Origin of the sequence: Streptomyces sp. ML-6 (assembly GCF_030116705.1) — a bacterium.
Lineage (GTDB): Bacteria > Actinomycetota > Actinomycetes > Streptomycetales > Streptomycetaceae > Streptomyces.
Window position 1 is genome coordinate 653,467 of sequence record NZ_JAOTIK010000001.1, and the last position, 22,714, is coordinate 676,180.

At 73.4% G+C, this 22,714-nt stretch carries 23 protein-coding genes; 12 read left to right on the plus strand and 11 right to left on the minus strand.

Features of this window, described 5'->3' with window-relative positions:
* Positions 1 to 19: 19 nt before the first annotated feature.
* Positions 20 to 1,435: an aminotransferase-like domain-containing protein gene (locus OCT49_RS02870; RefSeq protein ID WP_283850318.1), complete on the minus strand. Its 1,416-nt coding sequence runs from the start codon at positions 1,433 to 1,435 to the stop codon at positions 20 to 22.
* A 104-nt stretch (positions 1,436 to 1,539) separates the two neighbouring features.
* Here OCT49_RS02870 and OCT49_RS02875 point away from each other — a divergent pair, with 104 nt between their 5' ends.
* The 7 genes from OCT49_RS02875 (at position 1,540) to OCT49_RS02905 (ending at position 7,277) form a co-directional block, all read left to right on the plus strand.
* The gene (locus tag OCT49_RS02875) at positions 1,540 to 2,793 is read left to right on the plus strand and encodes a Tm-1-like ATP-binding domain-containing protein (RefSeq protein WP_283850319.1); all 1,254 of its coding nucleotides are present in this window, start codon (positions 1,540 to 1,542) and stop codon (positions 2,791 to 2,793) included.
* A gap of 111 nt (positions 2,794 to 2,904) precedes the next feature.
* Positions 2,905 to 3,729: a phosphoenolpyruvate hydrolase family protein gene (locus tag OCT49_RS02880; RefSeq protein WP_283850320.1), complete on the plus strand. Its 825-nt coding sequence runs from the start codon at positions 2,905 to 2,907 to the stop codon at positions 3,727 to 3,729.
* A 138-nt stretch (positions 3,730 to 3,867) separates the two neighbouring features.
* Positions 3,868 to 4,464, plus strand: a complete 597-nt coding sequence (locus OCT49_RS02885; protein WP_283850321.1) for a DUF5134 domain-containing protein — start codon at positions 3,868 to 3,870, stop codon at positions 4,462 to 4,464.
* 85 nt (positions 4,465 to 4,549) lie between these two features.
* Positions 4,550 to 5,485, plus strand: coding sequence for a M56 family metallopeptidase (locus OCT49_RS02890; RefSeq protein ID WP_283850322.1), 936 nt, complete (start codon positions 4,550 to 4,552; stop codon positions 5,483 to 5,485).
* Between the two features lie 32 nt (positions 5,486 to 5,517).
* The gene (locus OCT49_RS02895) at positions 5,518 to 6,231 is read left to right on the plus strand and encodes a phosphatase PAP2 family protein (protein WP_283850323.1); all 714 of its coding nucleotides are present in this window, start codon (positions 5,518 to 5,520) and stop codon (positions 6,229 to 6,231) included.
* A gap of 95 nt (positions 6,232 to 6,326) precedes the next feature.
* Complete coding sequence (locus tag OCT49_RS02900; protein ID WP_283850324.1) at positions 6,327 to 7,028, plus strand: HAD family hydrolase; 702 nt, start codon at positions 6,327 to 6,329, stop codon at positions 7,026 to 7,028.
* Positions 7,029 to 7,097: 69 nt separating this feature from the next.
* A complete protein-coding gene (locus OCT49_RS02905) occupies positions 7,098 to 7,277 on the plus strand; it encodes a hypothetical protein (RefSeq protein ID WP_148837920.1) in 180 nt (59 codons plus the stop codon).
* Between the two features lie 162 nt (positions 7,278 to 7,439).
* Here the strand turns inward: OCT49_RS02905 and OCT49_RS02910 are convergent, their stop codons facing one another.
* Positions 7,440 to 8,930, minus strand: a complete 1,491-nt coding sequence (locus OCT49_RS02910; protein WP_283850325.1) for an LVIVD repeat-containing protein — start codon at positions 8,928 to 8,930, stop codon at positions 7,440 to 7,442.
* A gap of 197 nt (positions 8,931 to 9,127) precedes the next feature.
* Between OCT49_RS02910 and OCT49_RS02915 the strand changes: the two genes are divergently transcribed.
* Positions 9,128 to 9,778, plus strand: coding sequence for a DUF305 domain-containing protein (locus tag OCT49_RS02915; protein WP_283850326.1), 651 nt, complete (start codon positions 9,128 to 9,130; stop codon positions 9,776 to 9,778).
* A gap of 264 nt (positions 9,779 to 10,042) precedes the next feature.
* On the opposite strand, the gene OCT49_RS02920 is transcribed toward OCT49_RS02915, so the two are convergent.
* The 5 genes from OCT49_RS02920 to OCT49_RS02940 all read right to left on the minus strand — a co-directional run bounded on the left by OCT49_RS02920 (position 10,043) and on the right by OCT49_RS02940 (position 13,698).
* Positions 10,043 to 10,423, minus strand: coding sequence for an ArsR/SmtB family transcription factor (locus OCT49_RS02920; RefSeq protein ID WP_283850327.1), 381 nt, complete (start codon positions 10,421 to 10,423; stop codon positions 10,043 to 10,045).
* Between the two features lie 194 nt (positions 10,424 to 10,617).
* Positions 10,618 to 11,034: an acyl-CoA thioesterase gene (locus OCT49_RS02925; protein WP_283850328.1), complete on the minus strand. Its 417-nt coding sequence runs from the start codon at positions 11,032 to 11,034 to the stop codon at positions 10,618 to 10,620.
* 103 nt (positions 11,035 to 11,137) lie between these two features.
* Entirely contained in the window at positions 11,138 to 12,235 is a 1,098-nt protein-coding gene (locus OCT49_RS02930; protein ID WP_283850329.1) for an NADH:flavin oxidoreductase/NADH oxidase, read from the minus strand.
* Positions 12,236 to 12,354: 119 nt separating this feature from the next.
* Positions 12,355 to 12,756: a hypothetical protein gene (locus tag OCT49_RS02935; RefSeq protein WP_283850330.1), complete on the minus strand. Its 402-nt coding sequence runs from the start codon at positions 12,754 to 12,756 to the stop codon at positions 12,355 to 12,357.
* Positions 12,757 to 12,921: 165 nt separating this feature from the next.
* Positions 12,922 to 13,698, minus strand: a complete 777-nt coding sequence (locus tag OCT49_RS02940; protein ID WP_283850331.1) for a methyltransferase domain-containing protein — start codon at positions 13,696 to 13,698, stop codon at positions 12,922 to 12,924.
* A gap of 258 nt (positions 13,699 to 13,956) precedes the next feature.
* Here OCT49_RS02940 and OCT49_RS02945 point away from each other — a divergent pair, with 258 nt between their 5' ends.
* On the plus strand, positions 13,957 to 14,550 hold the full coding sequence (locus OCT49_RS02945; RefSeq protein WP_502963327.1) for a GNAT family N-acetyltransferase: 594 nt from the start codon (positions 13,957 to 13,959) through the stop codon (positions 14,548 to 14,550).
* On the opposite strand, the gene OCT49_RS02950 is transcribed toward OCT49_RS02945, so the two are convergent.
* Complete coding sequence (locus OCT49_RS02950) at positions 14,538 to 15,254, minus strand: cupin domain-containing protein (RefSeq protein WP_283850333.1); 717 nt, start codon at positions 15,252 to 15,254, stop codon at positions 14,538 to 14,540. The genes OCT49_RS02945 and OCT49_RS02950 overlap by 13 nt on opposite strands.
* A gap of 181 nt (positions 15,255 to 15,435) precedes the next feature.
* Between OCT49_RS02950 and OCT49_RS02955 the strand changes: the two genes are divergently transcribed.
* A complete protein-coding gene (locus OCT49_RS02955; RefSeq protein WP_283850334.1) occupies positions 15,436 to 16,527 on the plus strand; it encodes a WD40/YVTN/BNR-like repeat-containing protein in 1,092 nt (363 codons plus the stop codon).
* 270 nt (positions 16,528 to 16,797) lie between these two features.
* On the opposite strand, the gene OCT49_RS02960 is transcribed toward OCT49_RS02955, so the two are convergent.
* Positions 16,798 to 17,475: a uracil-DNA glycosylase gene (locus OCT49_RS02960; protein ID WP_283850335.1), complete on the minus strand. Its 678-nt coding sequence runs from the start codon at positions 17,473 to 17,475 to the stop codon at positions 16,798 to 16,800.
* A gap of 183 nt (positions 17,476 to 17,658) precedes the next feature.
* Between OCT49_RS02960 and OCT49_RS02965 the strand changes: the two genes are divergently transcribed.
* Both OCT49_RS02965 and OCT49_RS02970 read left to right on the plus strand, forming a co-directional pair.
* Positions 17,659 to 18,708 carry an N-acetylglucosamine kinase gene (locus OCT49_RS02965; RefSeq protein ID WP_283850336.1) on the plus strand — a complete coding sequence of 350 codons (1,050 nt, stop codon included), beginning with the start codon at positions 17,659 to 17,661 and terminating at the stop codon, positions 18,706 to 18,708.
* Positions 18,709 to 18,827: 119 nt separating this feature from the next.
* Positions 18,828 to 19,751, plus strand: coding sequence for a sirohydrochlorin chelatase (locus tag OCT49_RS02970; protein WP_283850337.1), 924 nt, complete (start codon positions 18,828 to 18,830; stop codon positions 19,749 to 19,751).
* A gap of 100 nt (positions 19,752 to 19,851) precedes the next feature.
* On the opposite strand, the gene OCT49_RS02975 is transcribed toward OCT49_RS02970, so the two are convergent.
* Together OCT49_RS02975 and OCT49_RS02980 are read right to left on the minus strand one after the other, a co-directional pair.
* Positions 19,852 to 20,922, minus strand: a complete 1,071-nt coding sequence (locus OCT49_RS02975; RefSeq protein WP_283850338.1) for a lactonase family protein — start codon at positions 20,920 to 20,922, stop codon at positions 19,852 to 19,854.
* 126 nt (positions 20,923 to 21,048) lie between these two features.
* Entirely contained in the window at positions 21,049 to 22,557 is a 1,509-nt protein-coding gene (locus OCT49_RS02980) for an FUSC family protein (protein ID WP_283850339.1), read from the minus strand.
* Between the last annotated feature and the right edge of the window lie 157 nt (positions 22,558 to 22,714).

The window sequence follows — 22,714 nt, forward strand, 5'->3', positions numbered from 1 at the left end:
CCTCGCGGCCGGCGGGCCCTCAGTGCGTGGTGCGGCTGCGTTCCGCGCAGTCGGCCAGCAGCGGCAGGGCCCGTTCCAGGCCGCCGTCGTGGTCGGCGAACGGGAGGCGCAGGTGGTGCCGGAAGCCGTCCACGGCGGAGAACGCGGGGCCGGGGACGATGAGCACGCCCGCGCGGCGGGCCAGCTGGGCGGTGGCCTCGGCGTCCGCCCAGGGGATCTCCACCCAGAGGGCGGAGCCTCCCGCCGGCCGTTCCCACCGCCAGCCGGTCCCCCGGTCGCGCAGCAGCCGTTCGGTCTCCGCCAGGCGTTCGCGCAACCGGGAGCGGCGCAGGGCACGGGCCTCGGGCAGTTGCCGGAGCAGCTGCACGGCCACCATCTGGTCCACCACCGGGCAGGCCAGGTCGACGGACCGCTTGATGTCCGCCAGGCGGCGGATGACGGTGGTGGAGGCGCGGATCCAGCCCAGCCGCAGGCCGCCCCAGAAGAGCTTGGACAGGGTGCCGAGGGTGGCCGTGGCTGCGGGCGGCAGCAGCCCGGCGAGGGAGACCGGTGCGGCGTCGTGGTGCAGGGCCAGTTCCGCGTAGGCGTTGTCCTCGACGGTGTACAGGCCCTGTTCGGCCAGTACGGCGGCCCAGGCGCGGCGGGTGTGCTCGGTCATGCCGCGCCCGGTGGGGTTGTGGACGGCCGGTTGCAGGTAGACCAGGCGCGGGCGGACGTGACGGGCCAGCCGGGCCAGGGCGGCGGCGTCGCCGGGGGCGGTGTCCGCGGGCAGCGGGACCAGCCGGGCGCCGCGGGCCCGTAGCGCTTCGAGGGCGCCCCGGTAGGTCGGGTCCTCCACGATCACCGTGTCACCCGGTTCGACCAGCCCCTGGGTGATCAGCCAGACGGCCTGCTGGGACCCGGCGGTCACCAGGATCTGCTCCGGGGAGGTCGGCAGGCCTGCGGCCCGGTGGTAGTCGGCGATCCCCTCGCGCAGCTCGGGCAGCCCGTACGGCAGGTATCCGTCACCGGTCAGCGCCGCGGAGAGGTCGTGGACCGACAGGTCGCCGACCGCCTCCGCGACGGCGGGCAGGCCGTCCAGCGCGCCGCTGGACAGGTCGATGCCGCCGTCCCGGGTCCCGAAGCTGGCCAGCCGCCCCTCGGTCGCGGGTCCGCCCATCGCCCCGGAGCCCCGCAGTCGGGAGCCGCTGCCCTGCCGGCTCTCCAGCCAGCCCTCGGCCTCCAGCATCCCGAACGCGGCGGTCACGGTGCTGCGGCTGATCCCCAGGGCCGAGGCGAGGGCGCGCTGCGAGGGGAGCAGGGTGCCCGGCGCCACGTCCCCGCGCCGGGCCAGTTCGCGCAGTGCCTGTGCCAGCAGCTGCGGCAGGGGACCGGGGCCGCCCCTGGACCATCCGGTCAGCAGACGCGACAGGCGGGTGGGAGGAATCCGGTCCATGACCCCATCATGGCCCGCCCCAGGCCAATTGCCGTCAAGTGGTCTTTGCCGCCCTCCGGTGCCCGTCCCATGATCGGGGGAACGCCGTTGCAAAGGAGCAGAACATGGCGACCGTGGTGCTCGTCGGGACGCTGGACACCAAGGGGGCGGAGTACGCGTGGCTCTCGGAGCGGCTGCGCGCGTCGGGGTGCGACGTGGTGCTGGTCGACGCCGGAGTGCTGCTCCCGCCCGCGGGCACCCCCTCGGGCGATGTCGACGCCACGACCGTCGCCCGCCGTGCCGGGTACGACCTGGAGGCGCTGCGCGCCGCCGGGGACCGGGGCGCCGCGGTGGCCGCCATGGCCCGGGGCGTCGAGCTGGTCGTCGGCGACCTGCACCGGGAGGGGCGGCTGCACGCGGTGCTGGCGGTGGCCGGCAGCGGCGGGTCGTCCATCGCCGCCCGGGCGATGCGGTCCCTGCCCGTGGGCGTCCCGAAGGTGCTGGTGTCCACCATGGCGGGCGGGGACGTGTCGCCGTACGTGGGCAGCAGCGACATCACCATGATGTACAGCGTCGTCGACGTGGCGGGCATCAACTCCTTGTCCTCGCGGATCCTGGGCAACGCGGTGGCCGCGGCGGCGGGCATGGCCCTCCACCACGAGCGGAGCCCGGACGAGCCGCAGGGCCACGGGCGCCCGCTGATCGGCGCCAGCATGTTCGGCGTCACCACCCCCGCGGTCGACGCCGCGCGGCAGCGGCTGGACGAACTCGGCTACGAGGTCCTGGTCTTCCACGCCACCGGTGCGGGCGGCCGGGCGCTGGAGAAGCTCGCCGCGGGCGGCTTCCTGGCCGGCGTACTGGACCTGACCACCACCGAACTCGCGGACGACCTGGTCGGCGGCGTGCTGAGCGCGGGCCCCGACCGGCTCACCGCGGCAGGCCGGGCCGGTCTCCCGCAGGTCGTCGCGCCCGGCGCGCTGGACATGGTCAACTTCGGTGCCCGGGAGACCGTGCCCGAGCGCTTCGCCGAGCGGCGCCTCCTCGTGCACAACCCCACCGTCACACTGATGCGCACCACCACCGAGGAGATGGCGGAGCTCGGCGGGTCCATGGGCCGGAAGCTGGCCGCGGCGCAGGGGCCGACGGCGGTCCTGTGGCCGCTGGGCGGGGTCTCCGCCGTGGACGCCCCGGGCGGTCCCTTCCACGACCCGCAGGCCGACGCGGCCGGGCTGGCGGCCCTGCGCACCGCCCTGCGCGACAGCGCCGTCGAGCTGCGCGAGCTGGACGCCCATCTGAACGACCCGGCGTTCGCCGTCGCCGCCGCCGACCACCTGCACCGCCTGATCGGCGCCCACGGGCGCCCGGCCGCATCCGCCTGAGCGGGCGGCCACCCCATACCCAGCGGCCACCCGATACCGAACGGCCACCCGATACCGAGCGGACGGCCCACGCCCCGGCCGTCCGCACCACGACCGAACAGGAGCCCCACCGTGAACCGAAACCAGGCCCTGGCCCGCCTGACCAAGCAGATCCACTCCGGCAAGGCCGTCATCGGCGCGGGCGCGGGAACCGGTCTGTCCGCCAAGTGCGCGGAGGCCGGCGGCGTCGACCTGCTGATCATCTACAACTCCGGCCGTTACCGGATGGCCGGCCGGGGCTCGCTGGCGGGCCTGCTGCCCTACGGCGACGCCAACGCCATCGTGCTCGACATGGCGGGCGAGGTCCTCCCCGTGGTGCGGGACGTCCCCGTGCTCGCCGGGGTGTGCGGCACCGACCCGTTCCGGATCATGGGCAACTTCCTCGACCAGCTGAAGGCCGTCGGCTTCACGGGCGTGCAGAACTTCCCCACGGTCGGCCTGTACGACGGGAAGTTCCGCGAGAACCTGGAGGAGACCGGCATGGGCTTCGGGCTGGAGGTCGACATGATCCGCCAGGCCCACGAACGCGATCTGCTCACCGCGCCGTACGTCTTCGACGCCGAGCAGGCCACCGAGATGGCGCGGGCCGGCGCCGACGTCCTCGTGCCGCACGTCGGGCTGACCACCAAGGGGTCCATAGGCGCCTCGACCGCGCTCACCCTCGACGAGGCCGCCGCCGCCGTGCAGGAGATGCACGACGCCGCCAAGCTCGTCAATCCCCACATCGTCGTGCTCTGCCACGGCGGCCCGATCGCCGAGCCCGAGGACGCCCGCTACATCCTGGAGCACACCTCCGGCATCGCCGGGTTCTTCGGCGCCTCGTCCATGGAGCGGCTGCCGACGGAGCGCGCCATCACCGAGCAGGCACGCGCCTTCAAGTCGCTCACGGTCGGCTGAGCGAGGCACGGGAGCACACGGCGCGGCGGTGAACACCACCTCCGCGCGCTCCCGTACACCCCAGTGCGCCGCGTACGGCGTTCCCGGGCCGGGCATCGACCAGGGGGACCACGTCGTACGTCCAGGGGGAGGTGCGCTGTGCACGGACCGGCGATGTCCGGGTGGCTGTTGATGGCGTTGTGCGCCCTGACGGGCGCGTCCTGCCTGTTGCGCACCCGCAACGAGACCGGGGAGGGGCTCAGGGCGGCGCGCGCGGAGGCGCTGATGGGTTTCGGCATGGCCGCCATGGCGGTGCCCGCGGCCGTCGTGCCACCGCCCGCGTGGGGATGGGCGGTGTACGCGGTGCTGTTCGGCGCGGCGTCGTTGCGCGCGTTGTGGTTCTCCCGGCACCGCGGGCACCACCGGCACCATCTGGTGGGTTCGGCGGCGATGGTCTACATGGCGTTGACGATGGCGCCCGGCGGGGCGGCGGCGCAGGGCGGGCCCGGTGGGCACGCGGGCCACGGCACAGCGGCCGCGGCGGGTGGAATTCCTTTGCTGACCGGGCTGTTGCTGGCCTACTACGCGGTGTACGTGGTGCGGTCGGGGGCCCGGCTGATACCCGTGGCCGCCGCGTCGGGCGGGGGCGACGGCGGTGGTCCGGCGAAGGGCGGATGGGGGGCACGGCCCGAACTGGCGCTCGCCTGCCGACTGGCGATGGGGATGGCCATGTTCGCGATGCTGCTCGCTCTGTGAGACGTGGGACGCGGCAAACCGTGGCGTGCGTCACTTGCCGTGCAGAGCCATACCCGTGGGTACCGCGCCCTCATAGGCTGACGCCATGTTGGTCTCCCTGGTGCTGCTGTCGCTCGGTGCACTGGCTGCCGTCCTGACCCCGCGGCTGATGGCGCGGGCCCGGTGGCCGGAGCGCGAGCCCGTGGTGGCGCTGTGGGTGTGGCAGTGCGTGGTGGCCGGGGTGCTGCTCTCCTTCGCGCTCGCCATGACGTTCAGCGCGGCGGCGGCCTGGCAGGCCGTGCGCGGCCATGTCTTCGCACCGGCGCCGCGGGCCGTGGTGGACGCGTACGCACTGGGCGGACACGGGCAGTGGTCCGCCGTCATGGCCGTGCTGCTGGCGCTCGGCGGGGTGTGGTCCGCGGTGATGCTGGCCCGGGAGATCCACCGGGCCCAGGCGCGTCGTCGGCAGCGGCGGGCCGAACTGCGGCTGCGGGCCCCGTTGCTGCCCGGCGAGGAGCCCGGCAGCGGCCGTCTCGTCGTGCTGGAGGGGAAGCGTCCGGACGCCTGGTGGCTGCCGGGTGCCGCGCCCCAACTGGTGATCACCACCGCGGCACTCAGCCGCCTGAAAGGCCATCAGCTCGATGCGGTGCTGGCGCACGAGCAGGGGCACGCGAAGGCCCGGCACGACTGGCTGCTGCACTGTTCCGGCGCGCTCGCGACCGGATTTCCGCAGGTGCCGGTGTTCGCGGCCTTCCGGGACGAGATGCACCGGCTGGTCGAACTGGCCGCGGACGACGTGGCGTCGCGGCGTTTCGGACGGCTGACGGTCGCGCTCGCCCTGGTGGAACTCAACGAGGACCGGGGCGTGTTCGGCCCCGGCCCGGCGCCGGACGCCGAGCTGCCGCTGCGGGTGAACCGTCTGCTGACCCCGGTGGAGCGGCTCACGGCCGGCCGCCGGCTCCGGCTGACCGCAGCGGCCACGCTGGTACCGGCGGTTCCGCTGCTGGTGGCCTTCCTGCCGGGACTCAGCGCCCTGGGATAGCCCGGACGCCGTTCTTCCGCGAAGATCGCCCCATGTCGACGGCAACCCCGACGCCCGCCCGGTCCGCCGGGAAGCGTCCTCGTGTCACACCCTTCTCGGTCGGCGCGGTCTGCGCGGTCCTCGGCCTGGCGCTGCTGGTCCTCGTCGCCGCCCGCTGGTCGCCGCTGATGGGGGCGGACCGTACGGTCGCGGTCTCGCTGCACCGCAGAGCGGTGGCCGAACCCGGGCTCGTCCACGTGAACCGGATTCTCAGCGACTGGGTGTGGGATCCGTGGACGATGCGCATCCTGATCGCGGTGGCCGTGGTGGCGCTGTGGTGGCAGGGGGCGCGGCTGCTCGCGGGCTGGGTGGCGGTGACGAGCCTGCTGTCCACCCTGCTCCAGCAGGGGCTGAAGGCCGCGGTCGGCCGGGAGCGGCCCCAGTGGCCCGATCCGGTGGACAGTGCCCACTACGCGGCGTTCCCGTCCGGCCACGCGATGACCGCGACGGTGAGTTGCGGCCTGTTGCTCTGGCTGCTGCACCGGCACGGGACGGGGGGCGGGCCGTGGTGGACGGCGCTGGTGGTGGCCTCCGTCTCGGTGATCGGGGTGGGGCTCACCCGGCTCTACCTCGGTGTGCACTGGATGAGCGACGTGCTGGGCGGGTGGCTGCTGGGAGTGGCCCTGGTGGGGTTCTCGATCGCCGGGTTCGTACGCCATGAGCGCCGCGACCGCGCCGCTCATGAAGCCCTGCGGCACCGCTTCTGAAGCCGTGCCGCACCGCCCCTGGCCGCGGGGCCGGGAGGCGGCGCCGCCCCGGGCCGCCTTGTCGCGTTACTCCCCGACCGGGGAGGATCGCCTTCATGCAGATCAAGGGTGTGCTCTTCGACTTCTCCGGGACCCTCTTCCGTATCGAGCCGGTCCGTTCCTGGTTGCGCGCGGTCCTCGTGGAGCGGGGGGTGACGGTGGACGAGGCCGACTTCGAGCGGCACGTGCGGGAGCTGGAGGCCGCCGGAGCGCTGCCGGGCGGCCCGTCCCCCCGGCACGTCCCCGCCGGGCTCGCGGCCGGGTGGGCCGCCCGCGACGAGAGCGCGGAACTGCACCGGGAGGTGTACACGGCCCTGGCCCGGCAGGTGGACCTGCCGGATCCGGGGCTGTACGACGCGCTGTACGAGCGGCACAGGTCGCCCGATGCCTGGCGGCCCTACCCGGACGCCGCGGAGGTGCTCGGCGCGCTGAGTGCCGCCGGGGTCCGGATCGGCGTGGTCAGCAACATCGGCTGGGACCTGCGGCCGGTCTTCCGGGCCCACGGGCTGGACGCCCCGGTCGACGCGTACGTCCTGTCGTACGAGCACGGCATCCAGAAGCCGGACCCACGACTCTTCCACACCGCCTGCACACTTCTCGGACTGGATCCGACGGATGTGGTGATGGTCGGCGACGACCGGCACGCGGACGGCGGGGCGGCGGCGCTGGGCTGTGACGTACGCTTCGTACGGCATCTGCCGGTGGAGGAGCGGCCCGACGGACTGCGGACGCTCGAACTGGTACCGGGCGTTGCCTGACACACATGTGAGAGATGTCCCTGACGCCCAATGGGTCGGATTAACACATCGTGGCCTTAGCCTGTATGCATGTCCCGTTCTCCATGCTCCTCCGATTCCACGCGTACCGCCGCCGTGGTGAACGAAGAAATTCGCGATCTCTGGCAGCGCTCGGGCGGCTGTCTGTCCCCGGAGGACGAGGAGCAGTACCAGCGGTTGCTGGTGGAGTGGGCCGCGGCGACGCACGGAAGCACCCGGTCCGCCGCCTGATCCCGCCCTTCCGGCGGCGACGGCGTACGGCCCCGGCCGCGCCCGGCGGCCCCGCGGTGGCCGTCGGCGTGCCGCCGGGCGGGAGTTCCCTGCGGCACGCCTCGGTCACGCGGGGGAACCGAACGGTTCCTCCGGGCCGACCGGTCGGCCCGTGGCCGTCGGTCAGCGGTCGAAGTAGTCCGGCTGTGTCTGGACGTTGAGTTCGTCCAGCCGCACCCGCTTCGCCGGGTCGGTCCGCCGGTCGTCGAGCTTCAGGACGTCGAGGCCCTTGGCGATGTCGTTGGAGTAGATGTAGCCGTTGTAGTAGTACGCCGACCAGGGGCCGGCCGTGGTGACGGCGTCGGTGGTGACGGGGCCGCGCTCGAAGTAGCCGATCTCCTTCGGCTTCGACGAGTCGGTGAAGTCCCACACCGAGACCCCGCCCTGGTACCAGGCCTGGACCATCAGGTCGCGGCCCTTGACCGGGATGATCGAGCCGTTGTGGGCGACGCAGACCTCGGTGTCGGCCTGGGGGCGATCGATCTTGAAGTAGCTGCGGAAGACCAGCCTGCGGTGGTCTCCCCGGCCGACGATGTCGTAGATCCCGTTGGCTCCGCGATCCGGGCCGACCTCGTCGTTGCAGGTGGCCGCGCCACCACCGCCGAGCTCATCGGTGAAGACGACCTTGTCCGTCCTCTGGTTGAACGTCGCCGAGTGCCAGAACGCGAAGTTCACGTTGTCCTGCACCCGGTCGATGATCCTCGGGTTCTCCGGGTCCTCGATGGAGAACAGCAGGCCGTCCCCCATGCAGGCACCGGCGGCCAGGTCCTTCGAGGGCAGCACGGTGATGTCGTGGCAGCCGGTGGTCCTGGAGACGCCCGGGTTGGTCGGGGCGCCCGGGTTGCCGCCGTCCGGGAAGAGCACCGGGAAGTTCACGACCGCGGCCTTCTCGGGTGCGTGGCGCGGCACCTTGATGACGGAGATCCCGTCGTGCGGGGGCCTGCAGTCCGGGAACGTCTCGCTCGGCGAGTACGAGGAGACGTACACGTACACGTTCCTGCGTTCGGGCACCAGGGTGTGGGTGTGCGAGCCGCAGGCGGTCTCGACCGCGGCGACGTACTTCGGGTTGCGCTTGTCGCTGATGTCGAAGACCTTCATGCCCTCCCATGAGGACTTCTCCGTGGCGGGCTGGGTGGTGCTGGTGCAGGAGTCGTCGCTGCGCGAGGAGTCGGTGGACAGGAAGAGCAGGTCGCCCGAGACCGAGATGTCGTTCTGCGAGCCGGGGCAGAGGACCTGCGAGACCGTCTTCGGGGACTTCGGGTTGCTGATGTCGAAGATCCGGAAGCCGTCGTAGTTCCCCGCGTAGGCGTACTTCCCCTGGAAGGCCAGGTCCGTGTTCAGTCCCTTGAGCGCGTCCTTGGGGACGTTGGCGAGGTGGGTGATGTTGCCGCTGTGGATCACCTCGTCCACACCGGGTACCTCGCCGCTCCTGATGGCGGCCTCGGCCTCGGCCTGTTGGGCGGTGGAGGCATCGGTGCGGGCCGTGGACGTGTCACCGGGGTCGGGCGTGGCGGCCGCGGGTCCGGCCGTCAGCAGAGTGGCCAGCAGGCCGGCGGCCGCCGCCACCACACCCAGCTGTCTGCGCCGTGCCGGGTTCGTACGCAACGAAATCACTTGCGTCCTCCCATGTGTCCGAACGTAGTTGAACGGTTCACGGTCCCCGGCAGTATGGTCCTTCCCGCGATGATCCCGACAGATGGCGACGGAGACGTGCCGAAAGTTTCCGGTCGCCGTCACGAGGAAGCGTGTCAGCACGGCCACAACCGACCCATGGGGCAATGGAGGTCCACTTGTTGATCTGCCGTCAGACCATGTGTGTACGCAGGCCCGCGCTCGTCGCGGTCGTCCTGTCCGCGGCCCTGGCCCTGAGCGCGTGCGACGCGGACGGCGGCGGGGACCGTGCCGCCGGGGCGGGGGCGGGCGGGGGCCCTTCGGTGGTGGCGCCGGGAAAGCCGGGCGAGCCCGCCCGGACCCTGTCCGCGCAGGAGGCCGCGAAGGCCGCCGGGAACGACCGGGCGAACTCAGCCGACTTCCGCTACGCGCAGATGATGATCCAACACCACGCCCAGGCACTGGAGATGACCGGTCTCGTCCCCGCCCGCGCCGAATCCACCGCGGTCAAACGGCTGGCCGAGCGCATCGCGGCGGGCCAGAAGCCGGAGATCGGCGCAATGGAGGGATGGCTCACGCACCACGGCGGCAAGAAGCGCGAAACCGCCCACGACCACGCGGCGATGCCCGGCATGGCCACCCCCGCCCAGTTGAAGCGGTTGCGCGGGGCGAAGGGCACCGCCTTCGACGAACTCTTCCTGAAGCTGATGATCACCCACCACCAGGGGGCGGTCACCATGGCGACCGAGGCCCTCGCGGAGGGGAACGACGTGCAGATCGAGGAAATGGCCGGGGACGTCGGCGCACAGCAGACGGTGGAGATCAACAGAATGCGCACCATGATGCCCTGACCGGGCCCGGCCCCGCGCCACCGTCCCGTCCTGCCCGTGTTCTCCGCCACCGCCCGCCCGCGTCCCCGGACCACGACCTCACCGGCCTGGGGACATGGGGGTGCGGGGCGCGGGGGCGCGGATGGTCTCCGGGCGCTTTCCGTGGACGACGGCTGCCACGGTGGCTACGATCCGCGGATGATTACGGCCCTGAACGGCCTGGCCGTGGAGTGATCATGTCCGCCGTCGAGACGCCGCTGACCGGAGCCGGCGCCGGGAAACGCCCTAACGCTCCTCGCCGATGCGCCGCGCCTGGAGGTTCGCCGCGTCGAGGATGCTGTCGAGGAGCCCGGGGAACAACGCCTCCAGGTCATCGCGGCGCAGCCCGTTCATCTTGGCCGTGCCCCGGTAGGTCTGCTGGACGATCCCGCTCTCGCGCAGCACTCGGAAGTGGTGCGTGGAGGTGGACTTGGACACCGGAAGGTCGAAACAGGAGCAGCTGAGTTCCCGTTCGGCGGCGGCCAGTTCGCGGACCACCCGCAGCCGCATCGGATCGGAGAGCGCGTGCAGCACTCCTTCGACGCGGATCTCGTCCCGCGCGGGATGGTCGAGCACGCGTCCGCCGGCCTCGGCGGCGCTTGCGGCAGGGGCGCTGAGAGGGGTCACGACTGCTCCGTTCCTGGCCTGTCCCGGCCTTCCGCGGCCGGTCTCCCGTGATCGGCCCCGGCCCGCTCCCCATACTACGAGACTCATCGTAGTTCGAGACCGGAAGGCCGCCGCGGGGGCATCCGTCGAGGACCGCCCCCGGCGCCGGGCACCCCGGGCCCGGCCGTCCGGGTCAGCCTGCGAGCAGATCCGGGTCAGCCGGTGAGCAGGTCCGGGTTCTCGGCGAGCGAGGCGAGGTGTCCGGCCGGGTCGGAGATCAGCTTGCGGGCCGCCAGGTCCAGCATCCCGACCACGCCGGTGACCTCCGCCGCGACGGTGCCGTCCTCCTTGAGGACCTGCTGCGCGACCGTGAACGTCTTCCCCTCGGTGTACACGAACCGGCAGGTCACCCGCACCCGATCACCGCCGCGCAGCTCCCGCAGGAACTTCACCGTCGTTTCGAGCGCCACCGGCCCCACGCCACTGGCCAGCAGTTTGTCCTGCGGCAGACCGGCCGCGCGCAGCAGCTCCCAGCGCGCGTGCTCGGCGTACTGCAGATAGACGGCCTGGTTCAGATGGCCCTGGGTGTCGAGTTCGTAGCCTCGGACGGTCACGTCCACATGGAAGGTCATGGACGTCCCAACCCCGCGACGCATTCCGCCATTCCCCCGTTCCCCGCCGCCTCGTTCCCCCGCCCCCACCGCCTCGTTTGGGGCAATCGGCCGGAGGGACCGGTCAGACCGCCCGGAGGTACTGGTCCGGGGTACGGCTCCCAGCGCCCAGTTCACGGGCCGCCTGCTGGGCCCACGACGGGTTGCGCAGCAGTTCGCGCCCGAGGAGCACCGCGTCCGCCCGCCCCTCGGTGAGGATCTTCTCGGCCTGCTGCGGCTCGGTGATCAGGCCCACCGCCGCCACGGGGAGCGAGGTCTCGTTCCTGACCCGCTCGGCGAACGGCACCTGGTACCCGGGCCCGGTCTCGATGCGGGCGCGCGGGGCGTTGCCGCCGCTGGAGACGTCCAGCAGGTCGACGCCGTGCGCCTGGAGCTCCGCGGCCAGCCGCACGGTCTCGTCGACGGTCCAGCCCTCGCGCTCGTCCTCCTCGTTCTCCGTGAGCCAGTCCGTCGCGGAGACGCGGAAGAAGACCGGCAGTTCCTCCGGCCAGACCTCACGGACCGCGTCGACGACCTGGAGCGCGAGGCGGGCGCGGTTCTCGAAGCTGCCGCCGTACTCGTCGGTGCGCCGGTTGCTGTGCGGGGAGAGGAACTCGCCGATGAGGTACCCGTGCGCGCCGTGCACCTCGGCGACCTGGAACCCCGCCTCGACCGCGCGGCGCGCCGCCTCGCGGAACTGGTCGACGATGCCCCGGATCTCCCCGGTGGTCAGCTCGTGCGGCACGGGGTGGCCGTCGCCGAAGGGCAGCGGGCTGGGGCCGACGGGCGTCCAGCCGTGCGCCTCGGGTCCGACCGGGTGACCGCCCAGCCAGGGGGCCGCCGTGGACGCCTTGCGCCCGGCATGTGCGAGCTGGATACCGGGGACGGAGCCCTGCCCCTTGATGAAGTCGGTGATCCGGCGGAGGGCGGCGACCTGGGTGTCGTTCCAGATGCCGAGGTCGGCGGGGCTGATCCGGCCCTCGGGGCTGACGGCCGTCGCCTCGGTGAGGATGAGCCCGGTGCCGCCGATGGCCCGCGCCGCGAGATGGGCGAAGTGCCAGTCGGTCGCGACGCCCGCGTCCGGCCCGACGGGAGCGGCGCTGTACTGGCACATGGGTGCCATCCAGACCCGGTTGGGAATGACGAGCGACCGCAGGGTGTAGGGCTCGAAGAGGGCACTCACGTCGGGCTCCGTTTCGACGGGTACGAAAAAATCGTTAGTACGATACACACCGTACTACGGCGTCCGTCAAATTACGATACCTCTCGTACAAGGGTGGGCCTGGCGGCCCCGAGCCCCCGTCACCTGCCTCCGGCCCGCTGCCGCAGCGCGATGCCGGCGTCCGCGTCGTACGCCTGGGTCCAGCTGCGTCCGGCGCCCGACCTCCAGGTGACATGGGCGGTGGCCCCGTCGACCCTGATCTCCTCCACCGTCATGGCCCGGTCGCCGTGCCGCACGTCCCCGCGCCGCAGCTCGCGCGCCCTGACGGTGACGGGCTCCACCGGTCGGGCCCTCTCGGCCTCGTCCGCCGCGCGGACGAGGGCCGCCGCCAGCTCCCGGGCCCGGTCGGGGGTGCAGCTCAGCGCGAGTTCGCCCGACGGCGCCGAAGCCCTGAGCCCGACCCGTACCCCGGCGGGAGCCACCTCCAGGGACGCCCCGCGCCCATCGCCGTCATCGAACCCGCTGCCGTGTCCGCCCGTCATCGCCGCTCTCCGTTCCTCGCCCGGTCCGCCGGTCGGCCCGGTGCGGCCCGGCGTCCTTCGGCGGGCCCCGGCGCCGATCGCCGGGGCCCGCGGCGTGCGCACCGGGCCGGTCATCCAGATTTCAGCACACGGGTTTCAGCACCCGGGTGTTCCGCCGCCGCCCGGTCAGCGCTCGGCCACGACGAGGTAGAACGTCACGGCCGCCAGGAAGGGGCCGTCGGCGAGGTGGTCCAGCCAGCGCCGGGCCGCCTCCCCGGTGAGGTGTCCGGCCTCGACTGCCCGCCGTGTGGTGCGCTCCAGGCCGAGGATCCCGTCCGCGGCGCGAACATCCCGGAACACCGAGGTGATCGGGAGGACCGTCGGCACCGCGAATCCGGCGTCCGCCGCCAGCCGGGGCAGCTGGCTGCCGATGCGGGCGTTGCGGACGGCTTCGTCCGTGACGTACCGCGTGTAGGCCCGCGACAACTCGCCGTCCGGGTGGTCGACCGTCAGCGTGCCCCAGTCCGGCTCCCCCATGACGAGCCGCCCGCCGGGCCGAAGCACCCGCCGCGCCTCACGGAGCGCCCGGGCGGGATCGGCGACGTGCTGCAGGACCCGGTCGGTGCGGGCCCGGTCGACGCTGCCGTCCGGCAGCGGGAGTTCATGGAGATCGCCGAGCAGGACGGTCACATTGTCCCGTCCTGCGGTACGTTCCCCGGCGGTCGCCACCGCGGACTCGTCGTGGTCGACGCCGATCACGGCCCCCGTCGCGGTGACCGCGTCGGCCAGCGCACCGAGATCGGTGCCGGGACCGCACCCGAGGTCGGCCACCGTTCGCCCCGGCTCGACCCCGAGTTCGTCGAGCATCCGCTTCTTGTAGGACCGGCCCAGGTCGGTGGCCGCGACCCGGTCGAGGTAGGCGATCGGATTGGGGACCGTGGTTTCGAATAAGGATGAGTTCATGGGCCCAGTCAACCAACTCCCGTGCTTCCACGCCTTTCTGGAAACGTCGGGGGGACAGAATGGGGGCAACCCGGATCGCTCCATGGCCGGTTCTCCGAGTACCACTCACCGTGCGCGCCGTTGGCGGCACCGGGCGGGGGCGACGCGTTGAGCGTCCTCCGCCCGGGGCCTCCTCGGCGGACGTCACGGACGTCCGCCCGCCGGCCACGAGAAATGTCCGTTGCGGGCCGGTCGCTTCCCTGCGTAGCGTCACCGACCATGACGACCCCTGCCCTGCGCACCGCACGACTGTGTCTGGATCCGTACACGCCCGGCGACGAGGAGGAATTCGTCGCGCTCTTCCAGGACGTCCGGGTTTCCCGCTGGATGGGGAACGGGCCCTGCACCGAGGCCGAGGACCGCGCCCTGTTCGGACGGATCTTCAGCAAGGTGTACGCGCGGGACCTGTTCGACGTGTGGGCGGTCCGGCACGAGGGCCGGTTCGTCGGGCACGCCGAGATCAAGCCGTCCGAGGAGGTGGGCGGCCACGAGATCGTCTATGCGCTGGCCGTCACCGCGTGGGGGCGCGGGTTCGGCACCGAGATCGCGGAGACTCTGACCGGCTACGGCTTCGGCACGCTCGGGCTCCCCGAGGTGCACGCCACGGTGGCCGCCGAGAACACCGCGTCCCTGGCCCTGTTGGGCCGAATCGGGTTCCGGCACGTCCGGGACGTGGTGGAGGACGACGGCAGCACGACCCGGGTGCTGACCCGTTCCGCCCCGTCCCGCCCCGAAGCCGGCGCCGGCACCGACGCACGAGTCCGACCTCCGTCTGCCACCCGGCCCGGAGTCCCGGACGGTCAGCCCCGGTAGACGTCCAGATAGCCGCACATGCCGAACTTCCCGTGTTCGGAGGGACGTTCCGCGTGCACGCGGGCGTCGGCGAGGTAACCGCCGTCCCCGCGCTCCAGTGCGTCGAGCCGGTCGCCGGTCGCTGCGGAAGCGGCGGCGGCTCCCCGCCGCCAGCGGCCGCGCCAGTCCTCGATCCGGGGGCGCACCAGCGCGGCCGCGGCCCGGTGGAAGGCGGCGAGCGGTGCGGGGTCGCCCGCCTCGGTGGAGGCGCGCAGGGCGAGGAAGCCCTCGATCGCGAGGTCGCGGCGCGCCCGGGCGGCCCGTTCCTGTTCCGCCCCGGAGCCGTCGACGGGAAGGGCGACCGCCACCCGGTAGGTCTCCGGGTCCGTCAGGCGGTCCGGCGGCAGGGTGAGCACGGCGTCGCCCGCCTCGGGCAGCCCGCTGTTCTCCATCAGGACGACGACGCGCAGTCCGTCCTCGGCGACGAGCCGGTGGATCGTGCCCGGTGCGAACCGGACCAGCGCGCCGGGCGACAGCGGTGTCTCCCGGAACCCCGAAGCGGTGAGGGTCTGCACCGAGCCCGTGCCCCCGACCACCACATACCCCTCGGAGCAGGTCAGGTGGAGATGCGGCGTCCCGCCGCGCAGGCCGTCCGCGGTGGGCCAGTCGTAGACCCGCAGGTGGGACACCGCGACGGCGCCGGGCAGCCCCTCGAAGGTGGGCACAGTCGCTCCTCCGCTTTCCGTCCGAACGTTTGGCAAGCGCTTTCCACGCCTGTCCGTACCGTACTCGCACCTCCCCGGCCGCGACAGACCCCGGATGCCGCTGCCACCCCGCGGGCCGGTGTCAGTGGCGGGGTGCAGACTGGCCCTTATCCGACACAACGGCGTTTCGGGAGGTTCGGTCATGACCGACGTACTGCTCACCGTGGGCACCCGCAAGGGGCTCTTCATCGGGCGCAGGCACGATGGCGCGTGGGAGTTCGACGGCCCGCCGCACTTCAATGCGCAGGCGATCTACTCGGTCGCCATCGACACCCGGCGGAAGGTCCCCCGGCTGCTGGTCGGCGGCGACAGTTCGCACTGGGGCCCTTCGGTCTTCCACTCCGACGACCTGGGCAGGACGTGGGTGGAGCCGCGGCAACCGGCCGTGAAGTTCCCCCGGTTCACCGGGGCTTCGCTGGAGCGGGTCTGGCAGCTGCACCCGGCGGGCCCCGAGGCGCCCGACGTCGTGTACGCGGGGACGGAGCCCGCCGCACTTTTCCGCTCCGAGGACGGCGGGGAGTCGTTCGAGCTGGTCCGTCCGCTGTGGGAGCACCCGACCCGTTCGCAGTGGGTGCCCGGCGGTGGTGGGGAGGGGCTGCACACCGTCCTGACGGACCGGAGGAACGCCCGCGCCGTGACCGTCGCGGTGTCCGCGGCCGGGGTGTTCCGCACCCAGGACGGCGGCGCGAGCTGGACCCCGTCGAACAAAGGGGTGTCGGCGGTCTTCCTGCCCGATCCGAATCCGGAGTTCGGCCAGTGCGTCCACAAGGTGACCAGGGACGCGGTCGACCCCGACCGGCTCTATCTCCAGAACCACTGGGGCGTGTTCCGCAGCGACGATTCCGGGGACAACTGGACCGACATCGGTCAGGGCCTGCCCTCGGACTTCGGTTTCGCCGCTGCCGCGCACCCGCACCGCCCGAACACGGTGTACGTCTTCCCGATCAGTGCCGATTCCGACCGGGTACCCGCCGAGCACCGCTGCCGGGTGTTCCGTACCGACGACGCGGGCGGGACCTGGGAGCCGCTGTCGGCCGGTCTGCCCGACGGTGCCCACTACGGCCCGGTGCTGCGGGACGCCCTGTGCACGGACGACGCCGACCCGGCGGGCGTCTACTTCGGCAATCGCAACGGCGAGGTGTACGCGAGCGCGGACGACGGGGACAGTTGGCGGCAGCTCGCCTCGCACCTGCCGGACGTCCTCTGCGTGCGGGCGGCGGTCATCGGCACCTGACCACCAGCATCAGCCGCTCCGTACGACCGGTCCCCTCGGCCGGCCCGTACGACCGGTCCCCTCGGCCGATTTCGTTGGGGCGGTCGGCCGGGCCCGGCCCCGTCCTGGGGGTATCCAGGTGCCCGTGCATGGCTTGTTCCTGTCGGTCATCGGCCCGACTCGAGCCCGGAAAGCGCCGATTGCGCCCGAGGCGCCGAACCTGGTGGCGGAACGGCACCGGCTCCTCCGGGGGAGCCGGTGCCGTTCCGTTCCGGACCGCGGGCGGTGGCGCTACGGCAGTCGCCAGTCCACCGCCGGGGCGCCCTGGCCGAGCAGGAGTTCGTTGGTGCGGCTGAACGGGCGCGAGCCGAAGAAACCGCGGTCCGCCGACATGGGCGAGGGGTGCGCGGACTCGATCGCCGGGTAGTCGCCGAGGAACGGACGAAGGTTACGGGCGTCGCGCCCCCACAGCACGGACACCAGGGGTTTGCCGCGCGCGACCAGTGCCCGGATGGCCTGTTCGGTCACTTCCTCCCAGCCCTTGCCCCGGTGGGCGCCCGGCTTGCGGGGGGCCGTGGTGAGCGCCCTGTTCAGCAGCAGCACGCCCTGGCGCGTCCAGGGCGTCAGGTCGCCGTTGGACGGGCGCGGCAGGCCCAGGTCCGTGTGGAGTTCCCGGAAGATGTTCTCCAGGCTGCCGGGCACCTGGCGGATCTCGGGGGCCACCGAGAAGCTCAGCCCCATCGCCATTCCGGGTGTCGGATAGGGGTCCTGACCGACGATCAGGACGCGTACCTCGTCGAAGGGCTGCTGGAACGCGCGCAGGACATTCGCCCCGGCCGGCAGGTAGGTGCGGCCCGCCGCGACCTCCGCCCGCAGGAAGTCGCCCATCGCGGCGATGCGTCCGGCCACGGGGGCGAGTGCCTCGGCCCAACCGGGCTCTACTACTTCATTCAAGGGTCGTGGTGCCACGGTGGATCACTCTACCGGCGTAGTCGGACAACTCCCGCTCCGTTCCCACCCGCGCCGGCCCGCATCACCCCGCATCGGCCCGGAGCCGCCCGCGGAGGCGTGCCGGCCGCTCCCCCGGTTCCGGTCCTCAGGGGTGGGGATAGGCTGCCGCCGTCGTGATCCCTTCCCCGTTGGAGCCGGTCCATGAGCTCAGCCAGGCGTTCGCCGGAAAGCACCGCTGCGGCATCGGGGCCGTACGTGCTCGGCGTGGATTCGGGTGGTTCGGGGCTGCGGGTGGCGCTGGGCGCGGTCGACGCGTCCGGTCCGGTGGCGACGGCGGTCTGTGCCGGGCCGGTGCGCACCGGCCCCGCCGGGATCGACGCGGGCCATCTGCTGGAACAACTGCTGCCCGTCGCCCGCCGGTTGCTGGAGGAGCACGGCGGTGCGGACGACCGCGGGATCGGGGCCGTGGCGGTCGGTGCCGCCGGCATGGCGACGCTCGGCGGGCAGTTGCGCGCGGAGCTGCCGTCGGCCCTGGAGAAGGCGCTCGGGGTACGGCGGCTGGCCCTCGCCGCCGACGCGGTGACCGCGTACGCGGGAGCGGTCGGCCAGCGGCCGGGCGCCGTCGTCGCGGGTGGCACGGGCATGATCGCGCTGGGTACGGATCTGCGGAGCTGGCGCCGGGCCGACGGCTGGGGGCACCTGCTGGGCGACAGCGGCGGCGGTGCCTGGATCGGCCGGGCCGGGCTGGACGCGGCCATGCGCGCCCACGACGGTCGGCGCGGCGGGTCCGCCGCGCTGCTGGCCCGGCTGGAGGCGGTGTTCGGACCGGCGCCGGAACTGCCGGGGCTGCTCTATCCGCGTACCGACCGGCCTGCCGTGCTGGCCTCGTTCGCGCCCGAGGTCGCGGCGTGCGCCGGGGACGACCCGGTCGCCGCGGGCATCCTGCGCGAGGCCGCCGGGCACGTCGCGGACGCGGCCGCGGCGGTGTGCCCCGAGGCCGGGGCCGACGGCGAGCCGTGCGAGGTGGCGCTGACGGGCGGCCTGTTCCGGATGGGCGAGCCGCTGCTGCGGCCGTTGCGCGCGGAGCTGGCGCACCGGCTTCCGCGGGCACGGGTGGTCCCCGGTTCGGGTGATCCGCTGGCGGGCGCGCTCGTCATCGCCCGGGCACTGGCGACCGGGGGGCTGCTGCTGCCCCGCCATCCGACGCTGCTCGGCGTGCCTGGTGAGGGGCCCGCGCGAGGAGTCGGATAGGGGACGACAGAGCGGGACAGTCGACCGGTACGTCACTCATCGGATAAAAGGGGACAGATGTCGCCCGTCCGGGCCCTCCCCGAACAGAGGCGCACCCAAAACCAGTAGCATGCGGCGCCATGAGCACCCCCACTGGGCCCGCTTCCGGCCTGCCTGTACGAATGCCGCGACCTCGCCAGTCCGGACGGCACCGCCGCCCGGAGCCCGTGGTCGCACCCGAGGGCGCCGCCGCGCTCGTCCTCGCCGTCCCCGGTACCCCCTCCTCGGCCATCCGCGGTCTGGCCGAGGAAGTGATCAGCATCGCCCGTTCCGAGCTGCCCGGTCTCAACGCCCGGATCGGTTACCTCGACGGCGACGAGGCCGAGTACCCGACGCTCTCCTCCGTGCTCGCCCACTGCGCCGCCGAGCGCGTCGCGCGCTACGAGCAGGCGCAGGCCGCGGGCCGTGAGGTCGCCGAGCCCGAGGGGCCGTCCGCCGTCGTCGTACCGCTGCTCGCGGGGCCCGACAGCGCCCTGATCCGGCGGATACGGCAGGCGGTGATGGACAGCGGCACGCAGGCCGATCTGACCGACGTGCTGGGCCCGCACCCGCTGCTCGCCGAGGCGCTGCACGTGCGTCTCTCCGAGGCCGGGCTGGCCCGCGCCGACCGGGCGAGGCTCTTCACGGTGGCCACGGCCGCCGACGGCATCGTGCTGGCCACGGTGGGCGGCGAGGAGGCCGTGCAGGCCGCCGGGATCACCGGCATGCTGCTGGCCGCCCGGCTGGCGGTGCCCGTGATGGCCGCGGCGCTCGACGTGGAGGGTTCCGTCGCGTCGATCGCCGAGCAGCTCACCGCGTCCGGCTCGGTGCAGCTCGCGGTGGCGCCGTACCTGGTCGGTCCGGAGGTGGCCGAGGGGCTGCTGGACGCCGCCGCGAAGGAGGCCGGCTGCGCGACGGCCGAGCCGCTCGGCGCGTACCCGGCGATCGGCAAGCTCGTGCTGTCGATGTACATGACGACGCTCGGGATCACGCCGGTGACGCCGCAGGGTGCCCAGGCGCACTGACCCGGTGCCGGGTTCCCGGCATCCCAGCCGTCCGCGATCGCCGGACGGGACCGGAGGACCGGTCCCGTCCGGCGATCGTGTCGTGTGCGGGGTGCGGTGGTCAGCCGAAGATCACGCAGGAGGCGGCGGGGACGTCCAGTGAGCCGACGCGCTCCGGGACGCCGGTCGCCGGGTCGATGTCGAACCAGGTGACGTTCCCGGACCGCTCGTTGGCCGCGTACAGCCGTCGCCCGGTGGGGTCGAGCGCGAGGTCGCGCGGCCAGTGCCCGCCGCAGTCCACGGTCGTGACCGGGGTGAGCCGTTCGCCGGTGCCGTCGAGGGCGAGGACGGAGATGCTGTCGTGTCCCCGGTTGGCGGTCCAGAGGAACCGTCCGTCGTGCGAGACGACCACCTCGGACGGGTACGTCACCATGTCGTCGTCCGCCGACGCCCCGTCCGGCAGCACGGGCGTCTCCCCGACCGGCTCCAGGACTCCGGCGGCGGCGTTCCACCGGCACGTGGTGACGGTGGTTTCCAGTTCGTTCAGGACGTAGGCGTGGCCGCCGGCGGGGTGGAAGGCCAGGTGGCGCGGGCCGGTGCCCGGCCGCAGGGGCGTCTCGCCGTGCGGCCGCAGCGCCCCGGTGGCCGGGTCGAGCGCGCAGATCCGTACGGAGTCGGTCCCCAGGTCCACGGCCAGCACCCAGTTCCCCGACGGGTCCGGCAGCACCTGGTGGGCGTGCGGGGACCGCTGGCGGTCGGGGTTCGGGCCGCTGCCCACGTGCCGGAGCACGGACGCGGCCGGGCCGAGCGAGCCGTCCGCCCGGACGGGCAGGGCGGTGACGCTGCCGGAGGTGTAGTTGGCGGTGAGCAGGTGGCCGCCCGCGAGCGCCAGATGGGTCGGGCCGCCGCCGTCCACCGGCCGGGTTCCGTCGATCGGCCGCGGTACGTCGCCGGTGACGTCCAGCGCGGCAGCCGCGCCGTCCTCGGTCTCACTGACCGCGTAGAGCACGCCCCCGTCCGGCCCCGGGCCCCGGCCGAAGGCGAGGTACGAGGGGTCGGGCACCGCGTCCGTGGTGCCGAGGGCGGTCAGCGCCCCGGACTCCCCGTCCACGGCGGCGGCGGTGATTCCCGGTCCGCCCGCCGAGGTGAACGAGCCGATGAAGGCCCGTGTCGCACCGCTGTCGTTGCCCATCGCACTGCCCCTCTCAGCCGACTGATCACGGCCGCGGGTACCGCCGTGATCTTCCGGGGCGACGGTAGCAGTGACCGCCCTGGTACGGACCAGCGCCTCGGTCATCGGCCGGTGCGGCGGGACGTCTCACGCTCCGACCAGCGGCGCCCGGGGGTGGGAGCGCAGCGGTGCGGCGAGTTCAGCGAGGGCCCGTTCCAGGCCGTGCAGATGGGCGAGCGCGGGGCCGGCCGCGGCCGGGTGCGGCGGGAGGCTCGACGCGGGGTCCGTCCCGTGCGGCGGCTTCGGGGTCGTCAGGGCCTCCACGGACGCCTCCACGCGCCAGCAGGCGGCGGCGAGCCGGGCGTCATGGCTGGCTTCCGGGTCGGCGGCGACGGAGGCCAGGCCGCGCACCTCGCGGGCGCAGTCGTCCAGCAGCGCGAGCACCTGCCCGGCACGGACCCGGCGGGCCCGCAGCGGACTCAGCGGGTGGACCAGCGGGGCCAGGGACAGCCGTACCCGGCCCAGGAGCGCCTCCAGCTCGGCGATCCGGGGCGCCGGATCCGCGGTGGGCGATCCCGAGAGCCGGGCGGCGGCCTCCGCGGTGCAGGCGTGCACGCAGCGCAGGGCCCGCTGGATCCAGGCGTCGGTCGTGGCGTGCGTGGTGACGGGCAGGACGAGGAGCACCGCGAGCATCGCGCCGAGCGCGCCCACCCCGGTCTCCGCCAGCCGCAGCGCGAGCAGCGCCGGGTCCAGTACGCCGAGGAGTCCGTAGAGCGCGCCGGCCATCACCGTGACCGAGAGGACCATCCAGGTGTAGGAGACCGCGGCGGTGTAGAAGATGCCGAAGACCCCGGCGGCGACGAGGACCGCGGTGGGCACGGGCGCCCCGTGCAGGGGGACGACGAGGACCAGACCGATGGGGATGCCGATCAGCGTTCCCAGGATCCGGCGGAAGCCGCGCACCAGCGTCTCGCCGCGCGATGCGGTGTTCACGAACACCCACCAGGTGGCGCCCACGGCCCAGTACCACCGCTCCTCGGAGAGGAGCAGTCCCGCCATGAGGGCGAGGGCGCCGCCGACGGTCGCCTGGACCGCCTGGCGGGTGGTCGCCCTGGCCAGCCCCCGGCCGGTCACCGGGGCGAGCGCGACGGCGGGCGGCTGCCGCCGTTCGTAGCACCACAGTCCGAAGCGGACGGTCGACGAGACGAGCAGCGAGAGGACGATCGCGGTGTACAGCTCGGGCAGTTGTCCCGGCAGGGTGTGGAGGAACTGCGCGGTGAAGAAGGCCATGAACGCGAACACGCCGAGCGAGTGGCCGCGCGGCCCCCAGCGCCGGGCGTACACGCCCGCGCCCACGATCGCGAGGAAGGCCGCGTCGCGGGCCACCGGGTGGTCGTGCAGTCCCGCGGCGAGGGCGAGCACGGGGAAACCGACGACGGGCAGCAGGGCCGTGGTGACCGCCTGGCCCCGCACGGTGGTGTCCAGCACCGTGAACAGGGCCAGCAGCGCGGCGAGCCCGCCGGTGATGGCCGCGACGAGCGAATGGCCGGCCAGGCCGCACAGCGCGACGGCCCCTCCGATGCCGAGGACGGCCCGGAGGGCGCCGCGCAGCCGCGCCCGGCCCGGGTCCGGTGAAACGAACATCCTCTTCAGCACCGCATGCTCCCGCTTCAGCGCACCGGTTCCGTGCACCGGCATGAAAAAGGCGCCGCGGAGATCCGCAGCGCCATCGACGGGTACATCACAGCATCTTTCCGAACCATGGCTCAACTCGGTACGAAAGTGATGGGCCATTGGCCCAGTGAACCGGTCT